This is a genomic window from Streptomyces sp. NPDC057638 (assembly GCF_042800315.1).
GTDB lineage: Bacteria > Actinomycetota > Actinomycetes > Streptomycetales > Streptomycetaceae > Streptomyces.
Window position 1 is genome coordinate 1 of the sequence record NZ_JBHVHF010000319.1, and the last position, 8,332, is coordinate 8,332.

Annotated in this window: 6 protein-coding genes; 2 read left to right on the forward strand and 4 right to left on the reverse strand. The window is 73.9% G+C overall.

Annotated features, from left to right (window positions below; translation table 11 throughout):
- Together ACFVIM_RS29515 and ACFVIM_RS29520 are read right to left on the reverse strand one after the other, a co-directional pair.
- Window positions 1-460, reverse strand: a 460-nt coding sequence (locus tag ACFVIM_RS29515) for an FAD/NAD(P)-binding protein (protein WP_384307610.1), incomplete at its 3' end; no start/stop codon positions are given.
- Window positions 461-1,431: 971 nt separating this feature from the next.
- Entirely contained in the window at window positions 1,432-2,673 is a 1,242-nt protein-coding gene (locus ACFVIM_RS29520; protein ID WP_384307612.1) for a DUF5685 family protein, read from the reverse strand.
- A 305-nt stretch (window positions 2,674-2,978) separates the two neighbouring features.
- Here ACFVIM_RS29520 and ACFVIM_RS29525 point away from each other — a divergent pair, with 305 nt between their 5' ends.
- The gene (locus ACFVIM_RS29525) at window positions 2,979-3,422 is read left to right on the forward strand and encodes a cell division protein SepF (RefSeq protein WP_384307615.1); all 444 of its coding nucleotides are present in this window, start codon (window positions 2,979-2,981) and stop codon (window positions 3,420-3,422) included.
- Between the two features lie 63 nt (window positions 3,423-3,485).
- Here ACFVIM_RS29525 and ACFVIM_RS29530 read toward each other — a convergent pair whose 3' ends face one another.
- Window positions 3,486-4,691: an acyl-CoA dehydrogenase family protein gene (locus ACFVIM_RS29530; RefSeq protein ID WP_384307618.1), complete on the reverse strand. Its 1,206-nt coding sequence runs from the start codon at window positions 4,689-4,691 to the stop codon at window positions 3,486-3,488.
- 273 nt (window positions 4,692-4,964) lie between these two features.
- Window positions 4,965-6,632 (reverse strand): MFS transporter, encoded by a 1,668-nt coding sequence (locus ACFVIM_RS29535; RefSeq protein ID WP_384307621.1) that lies wholly within the window; start codon window positions 6,630-6,632, stop codon window positions 4,965-4,967.
- Window positions 6,633-7,251: 619 nt separating this feature from the next.
- On the opposite strand from ACFVIM_RS29535, the gene ACFVIM_RS29540 reads away from it, so the two are divergent.
- Window positions 7,252-8,271, forward strand: coding sequence for a phosphatase PAP2 family protein (locus ACFVIM_RS29540; RefSeq protein WP_384307624.1), 1,020 nt, complete (start codon window positions 7,252-7,254; stop codon window positions 8,269-8,271).
- Window positions 8,272-8,332 lie beyond the last annotated feature (61 nt).

An 8,332-nucleotide genomic window follows, 5' to 3' on the forward strand; every position in this document is an offset into this window, starting at 1 on the left:
CGCCCGCCCGCGACGGGGGCACACGGGCGCGGGCCCCGGCCCTCGGGGGCTGGGGCGGCTGGGGCTGGGGCGGCAGGGCGGCAACGGCGCGCCGGTGGAACCAGCGCGGACAGACGCCCTGGCGCCGACGGTCGGCGAGGCTCCGGCCGCCGGTCCCGGCCCACGCGGCGAGGGTGGGTCCCGGGCGTAGGGGGCCGTGCGGGTCCGCACCGTCCCCGCGCTCGTCGGTGCCGCGCGTGACGTCCTCGGTATGCGGGTCCGTCCAAGGGCAGGGGGACTGTCCGGCGCGCCGGATCCGTCCCGCGCCGGGGGCGAAGGGGGCGCTGAGGTGGAGGTCGAGCGGGCGGTTCCCGTACCGCTCGGGGAGGCTGGCGGCGCGGCGTTCGCGTACGCCGGTGCCGCGCGGGCCGGTGCCCGCGATGGCGAGGGACGGCCGCGCCCTACGGACACCGGGCGTCACACCGCCGGGCGACGCGCGGCCAGCGGGCGCGCGGACGGACGTCACACAGCCGGACCGCGATACGGAACCGGACGACGGACAGCCGGACCGCGGAACGGAACCGGACGACGCACGGCCGGACCGCGCTACGGAACCGGACGGCGGAACAGGCCCGGCACCATCGTTGGGTAAGGCGCCGGGATCAGTGGGGGACAAGGCCATGGGCAAGGCTCCGCGGCTCGACAGCGAACACGGGTGGCCTTCACCGGAGTGCACCAGATGACACGGGAACGCCGGGACGCGTGGACCGGCCGTACGGGTCGGGACCGGTCGCGTTCCTCGACGCGGCACCGACCCCGGATTCCCTGAGCACGGACCAAGCCCCTCAGCACGGCCCGTACCGCCGAAGGCTAGGGGCAGGATGTGACCCCTTGTCAAGGTCGTCCACATGGTGGGCATCGCGTCTCACGGCGGTTGACGCCGATACGGATGCCTGTTCCACTTAGGCCATGCCCTCGCAGCAGCCGCTGGTCAAGCGCTCCCACATCGACTTCGGTCGGGTGTGGTCCTCCTCCTGTCGAGCCTGACGAGCCAGGCCGGCCCGCTGCGCACCGCCACCCCATCCGACTCGGACCGTGTCGGATGGGGTGGGTGGTCCCGCCGCCCGCCGCGCCCGTCCGGCCGCCCGCGCCGGTCCCGCCGTGTCCGGCGCCGCATCCCGCGCGCCGCGCTGTCCGTCCCCGTCACTCCTGACGGGGACCGCCCGGTCCTCACCCGCACCTGACGCGCCGTAACCCCCCTCCCCTCGCGTTCACTCACCCTTCCTCAGCACACCTCCGTCATCCCGTCGGTGGCCCCCGGGGCCGCTCCGACGGACCTCGCCGGGCGCGCGTGCCCCGCGCCTGGAGTCACCCCGGCGACCCGGCTTCCCACGACGCCCGCTCCAGCGGACAGGCCCCGGCCGAAGTCCCCCCGCAGAGGCGGGCGTCCCGTCAGGAGCAGCCGCAGTCGCAGTCAGGGCAGTCCTGGTCGCAGCCACGCCTGCGCTTCCGTGACCACGGACCCTCATAGGTCTCGCGACAGCACATCTGGCAGGTGCAGCAGAGCCAGGTGAAGGCCGCACATCCGGCGAGGAAGCTCCGTGGCTTCCGCGCGCCGCCGCCCGTTCCCCCGGGTTCCCCCCGGCCACCGCCTCCCCCGCCACCGGAACCACCGCTCCCCTGCCCCGCCCCGTCCCCGTCGTACGGAGACGAGGAGCCGGGCGCGGACGACGGACCGGGCGCGGACGAGGAGCCGCGCGGAGGTGACGAACCGTACGGGGACGACGCCCCGCCCTTCGTCCCGTGCCCCTCGGCGGCATGGCCGCAGACCACCGTCCCGAAGGCGCGGTCGACGGCGGGGCGCAGTTCGTGCGCGAGCAGCGCGTGGACCAGGCGGTCATCGGTGAAGTCGACATCGCGCAGGGCGAGCCGGATGCCATGGACGGCGTCATCGGCGAGACGGCGGGCCTCGGCCGGTGGGGTGGCGGTCGCGGTCAGGGGGTTCCAGGCGCCTGACGCGGCGTCGGACGTCTGGTCGGTCACGGCGTCCAGGAGGTGGGCGAGACGGCCGAAAAGGCGGCCCGCCTCGGCGAGCGGCGCCGCGTTGTGCGGGCGTCCCGCGAGCCGGGCGGTGTGGGCGAACGCGGCGGCGGTGGCGGTCTCGGTGGGTTCGGTGATGGTCAGCAGGGGGGTGCCGGGCCCGGCGAGGGCCTCGATCCCGCCCTGGCGGCCGACCGCGTCCAGCAGGACGGCGGTGTCGAAGCCGACGGCCGCGCCGGAGCGGGCACCGGCCCGGTCCCAGCCCGTCGCGACCCGGCGCGCGGCGGCGGCCAGTACCCCGGCCGGCCGGTGGGCCAGCACCCCGTCCCCGTCCGCGACATGGTCCCGGAGCTTGGCGGAGGCCAGCACCAGGGAGACGGAGGCGGCCAGCCGGGCGCCCTCGCCCCGGGCGACCGGGGCGGTGCGCAGTCCACGCAACGGGCAGGGGCCCGCCGTGCGGCGGTCGCCCGGCACCCGTGGGGACTGAGCCTCCGTCAGCACCGATATCAGCAGCCCGTCGTAGTTGGTGACGAGCCGGGCGAACTGGCCGTGGTCGGCGCGGAGCGCCAGGCAGAGCCCGCAGAGATGGGCCAGCCAGGCGCTCTTGAGTCCGTCGGTGAGGCGATGGCGGCAGGGCCTGACGATTCCGAACACGTTCACTTCCCCCGGGTGTGACGCACGATCATGCGGCAGGCATCGTATGCGACTCACGGCGAGGGGGTCGTTCACCCGTACGCACGGTCGCTCACCCATCCGGCCCGACAGTCATATTCTGGGCAATCCACACCCCGGATACAGCAAGAACCCTGACGTATCGCCATATTTTCTGTGCCAGTACCGTCACGAAAGCCGTGCGCGGCGGCTATCCACTTGGCGCGCGATCCGCATGATGGACGACCATAGGGACAGGAAAGACGTACGACCGCTGGTGAGCGGACCACAGAGGAAGGGAGGCGTCCATGGGATCCGTGCGCAAGGCGAGTGCCTGGCTGGGCCTCGTCGAGGACAACGACGAGCGCTACTACTCCGACGAGTACGCCGATTACGCCGAGGGTGCCGAGACGGGTGACGCCTGGGCCACCGACCCGCGGGTGCGTGTCGCCTCCGAATCCGTCCCGGACGAGAGCCGCAGGATCGCGACGGTCGCGCCCACCTGCTTCCGCGACGCCCGCAACATCGGCGAGCTGTTCCGCGAGGGCGTCCCCGTCATCGTCAACCTGACCTCGCTGGAGTCCGCGGACGCCAAGCGCGTGGTGGACTTCGCGGCGGGGCTGACCTTCGGGCTGAGAGGCTCCATCGACCGGGTGGCCAACCGGGTCTTCCTGCTGAGCCCCGCCCACACCCAGGTCGTCAGCGGCGAGGCCCCGGGCCGGCCTCAGGACGGTTTCTACAACCAGAGCTGAGCGGGGCGCGGCGGCCCGCCCGCGCCCCTCACTCCCCGCCCCCTGATCCCGGCGGCCGCCGGCTCAGCGGAAGGCGTCCAGGCCGGTCAGGGCCTTCCCCAGCACCAGCTGGTGCATCTCGACGGTGCCCTCATAGGTCAGCACCGACTCCAGATTGGTGGCGTGCCGCATCACCGGGTACTCCAGGGAGATCCCGTTGGCGCCGAGCACCGTCCGCGCGGTGCGGCAGATCTCGATCGCCTCCCGTACGTTGTTGAGCTTCCCGAAGCTGACCTGCTCCGGCCGGAGCGTGCCCGTGTCCATCCGGCGGCCGAGATGGTGGGCGAGCAGGATCCCCTTGTGCAGCTCGACCGCCATGTCGGCGAGCTTGGCCTGGGTGAGCTGGAACCCGCCGATGGGGCGGCCGAACTGCTCCCGGGTCCCGGCGTACTCCAGTGCCGCCTCGAAGCTGGCGCGCGCGGCGCCCATGGCGCCCCAGACGATTCCGTAGCGGGCGTGGCTGAGGCAGCTCAGCGGTCCCCGCAGCCCGCTGACCTCCGGCAGTACGGCGTCGGCCGGGAGGCGGACCTCGTCCAGTACGAGTTCGCTGGTGACGCTGGCGCGCAGGGACCACTTGTGGTGGATCTCGGGGGCGCTGAAGCCGGGACTGCCGGCGGGCACGAGGAAGCCCCGGATCCCCGACGGGTCATCGCCGGTCTGGGCCCAGACCACCGCGACCCCGGCGACCGAGCCATTGGTGATCCACATCTTGCGGCCCGTCAGCACCCAGTCGGAGCCGTCGCGGCGGGCTCGGGTGCGCATCCCGGCGGGGTCGGAGCCGTGGTCGGGCTCGGTGAGGCCGAAGCAGCCGATGATCTCGCCCCGCGCCATGCCGGGGAGCCAGCGCTCGCGCTGCTCCTCGGAGCCGAAGCGGTGGATGGCGTACATGGCGAGCGAGCCCTGGACCGAGACGAGGGAGCGCACCCCGGAGTCGGCGGCCTCCAGCTCCAGACAGGCCAGTCCGTACTGGACGGAGCTGGCGCCCGCGCAGCCGTACCCGGTCAGGTTCATCCCGAGCGCGCCGAGTCCGCCCAGTTCCCGGGTCAGCTCACGCAGTACGGGCAGTTCGCCGCGTTCGTACCACTCCGCGATATGAGGGAGCACCCGGTCGGCGGCCCAGGCGCGGACGGTGTCGCGGACGGCGAGGTCCTCCGGCGACAGGAGGTCGTCGAGTCCGAGGGGGTCGGCCGCGTCGAACCGGCCGGACGGAACAGCTGGCCCCTTCGGCACAGACGGCACAGGAGGTACCGAGGGCACAGGGGGCACCGAGGGCACAGCGGACGCGGACGGTACGGATGACGCAGACCCAGTCATGGTGCGGTCCTCCAGGGGCGCGGACGGCGTGGACGCCGGACGGCTCGGGCGGCTCTGGCCTGGTGGACGCTACGGGGAGAGCTCCCCGGCCGTCCAGGGCATCCAGCCGCAGCATCGGCCGACGCGTCCGGCCGGGCCCGCCCGGCGCCCCGCGCACCCGACCGGACCGGCCCCGCGCGCCCGGCACCCTCAGCGGGCCGACGCCGAACGGTCCGGCAGCACGGCCGGGGCGACCACGGCCGCCTCCGACGGGCGACGCGGCCGCGGACAGAGCTCCGCCGGGCCGTCCACCAGCGCCTGGTCCGCCGCCTCATGGTCCATCCGGCCCGGCAGCCGCAGCGCCGCCAGCGCCCCGAGCAGCAGCAGACCCGCGCTGACCAGCAGCGTCACATGCAGCCCATGGACGAAGGACTGACGGGCCGTGGCCCGCAGCAGTTCCCCGGCCGCCCCGCCGAGCCGCTCGGCGACCTGGTACGCCCCGCCGAGCGAGTGCGCCGCCGCCGACGCGGCGCTCGCGGGCACACCGGAGAGCGACTGGACGGCGGGGGCGTAGGCCGCGTTCATCACGCTGCCGAGCAGGGCGATACCCATGCCCGCGCCGAGTTGGTAGGACGTCTCGCCGATCGCGGCCGCCCCACCCGCGTACTCGGCGGGCGCCTCGCTGAGCATGGACTCGTACGCCGCGAAGAGCGTGGTCTGGAGCCCGAAGCCGAGCAGCACGAAACCCACCGTGAGCAGCAGCGGCCGGTCCTGCTGGCCCATCAGGGTCAGCAGCAGCACGGCGCCCGCCGTCAGCACGAACCCCCCGCACACCATCCGGCGCGGGCCGGTCCACCGCAGCACGGCGGAGCCCATGGCACCCGCCGCCATCGCGGCGAAGGTCAGGGGCAGCAGCCTCAGCCCGGTCTCCATCGGGCCGAGCCCCAGGATGAGCTGGAGGTACTGGATGGCGATCAGCTCCAGGCCGACCAGGGCCAGCATCGCCAGGACGATGCAGCCGACGGCGGTGGAGAAGGTCGCGGTGGCGAACATCCGCATATTGATCAGCGGATGGGGGCGGCGGCGCTGCCGCCGGACGAAGAGGATCAGCAGCGCGGCGCCGAGCGCCATCGGCCCGAGCGTCGCGGGCTCCAGCGGCGGATGGCCGACGCCCAGCCGCTTCACCCCGAGGACGACCCCGAGGATGCCCGCCGCCGCCATCAGCGCGCCCAGCACGTCCCAGGGCCCGTCCACATCACCCCGGGACTCCGGCAGCAGCCAGCGGCCCAGCGGCAGGATCACGGCCATCAGCGGGATGTTGATCAGGAAGACCGAGCCCCACCAGAAGTTCTCGATCAGAAAGCCGCCCAGCACCGGCCCGGTGGCGGCACCGACGGCGGCCACGGCGGTCCAGATCCCGATCGCCATCGCCCGCTCCTGCCGGTCGGGGAAGACCGTACGGAGGATGGAGAGCGTCGCGGGCATGATCATGGCGCCGCCGACCCCGAGGAGGGCGCGGGCGCCGATCAGCACCTCGGGCGTGGGCGCGAACGCGGCGAACGCGGAGGCGACCCCGAAGAGCGCGTATCCCAGCAGCAGGACCCGGCGCCGTCCCACCCGGTCGCCGAGGGTGCCGAAAAGTATCAGCAGCGCGGCGCAGAGCAGGGGATAGGAGTCGACGATCCACAGCAGCTCGACCCCGCTGGGGCGCAGGTCCTCGGTGACCGCGGGAACGGCGACATGCAGCACGGTGGCGTCCACCGCCACCAGGAGCAGGCTCACGCACAGGACCATCAGGATGACCCAGCGGCCCGCCCCGGCGGCACCAGCCCGCGCCGTCGCCGAGGGCCCGCGGCCGATCGGGGCCGTCCCTGACATGCGCCTACCTCCAGTGGTTCCCTCGCGCTCGGCGGTCCGGCCGGGAGACGGGGACGGTCCCACGGGGCGCTGTGACGCCGACGGGCGAGCGAGCCGTCACCTTACGCGAGTTCACCAGTGTGACGGGTGGTCCATCTCTCACCGCCCGGGGGGCCTCCCTGTGGCGTACGCCACACGCGACGGCCCGACGGGCCCGGCATCGCGCACCCCGCCCCGCCGCGGAGACCACGGGCCCCCCGGCGGCGCGCCCGAGCCGGCGCGAGCCACGCGGGCACCCACCGGCGGCCCGGCTCCGCGTGCCGCCGCTCCCGCCCCGGCCCCCTGCCGCCCCCTGCCGCCCGCACCCGGCCGCCGCCCCGGATCCACCGTCCCGCCGCCATCCGTCCGAAGCGCCCGAAGCGCCGGAAAGGCCGGTACGCGACCCGGCGCGGACGGCAATTCAGGCTCCCGAATGAGGCTCCCGTCGACCCGCCCGGGAAACAATGCGCCGGGCAAGCATGGGAATTTCCTCATTGACCCGGCACAATTCACGCCATGGAGACCCGCGCCACATCACATCGTCATCACAAACCCGCTGGATCGGCCTAGCCACACACTCACTCGCTGTAACGTCGCTAGGGTGCGTACCGACATCTTCGCCCGCTTGGACCGAGAGCCGGAACCGCCGAAGATTGAGATCCCGCGGATGAGCCGCACCCGTCTCGCCCTCTTCGGCGGGACGGCCGCGTTCTATGCCGCCATCGTCGTGGCCGTCCTGGCCTCGACCTGGCTCGTGCTCATCGACTGGAAGGTCATGCTCTTCCGGCCCTATCAGCAGTGGCCGTCGCTGCACGCCTTCCTCGACTACTTCGTGGTGCTCGGCCAGCGCGGACCGACGGCCGTGATGGTCGCCGCCTGGCTCGGCTGGCGCTCCTGGCGCCAGCACACCCTGCGGCCCCTGCTGGTGCTCGGCGTCTCGCTGTTGCTGCTCAACACGACCGTCGGCGCGGTCAAGATCGGCCTCGGCCGGCTCGGCCCCCACTACGCGACCCAGATCGGCTCGGCCGAGCTGTTCGCCGGGGGGGATATATTTCCTTCCGGCCATACCGCCAACGCGGTCGTGACCTGGGGAATCCTGGCCTATCTGGCCACCACCCCCACGACCCGGCGCTATCTGTCGGCGCTCTCCGCCACGGTCTCGCTCGGGGTCGGTCTCACCACCGTCTACATCGGTACGCACTGGCTGAGCGATGTTCTGCTCGGCTGGGCCGCGGGGCTGCTGATCCTGCTGGCGCTGCCCTGGTGCGAGCCGCTGATCGCCCGGACCGAGGCATGGATCCTGGCCCGGCGCGAGCAGTGGCGCGCCCGCCGCAGGCTCGCCCCCGCACTGCCGGTGACCGCGGCGGCCGCCGGGACAAGGGGCGGGCCCCGGTCGGCGATGGTGCCCCAGCGCGGCCCCGCCGAGGAGGGTCCGGCGCGGGAGCGGGTCACCCCCGTGGCACCGTTCCCCGGCTCGGGACCGGCCACCCGGGCCGGTCGGCTCACCCCGCTGGGGGGACCGATCCGCCCGGAGCACGGCACGCTCTCCCCGTCGGGTTCGGCGGCCGGACCGCACGGCGGCACCCGACCGTCCGGCTCGCGGCCCCCGGCTGACGGCTGACGGCACGCGCCGTGCCGGAGTGGCACGGACGGCGTACGAAGGCCCCGGCCCCCTGTGGGCC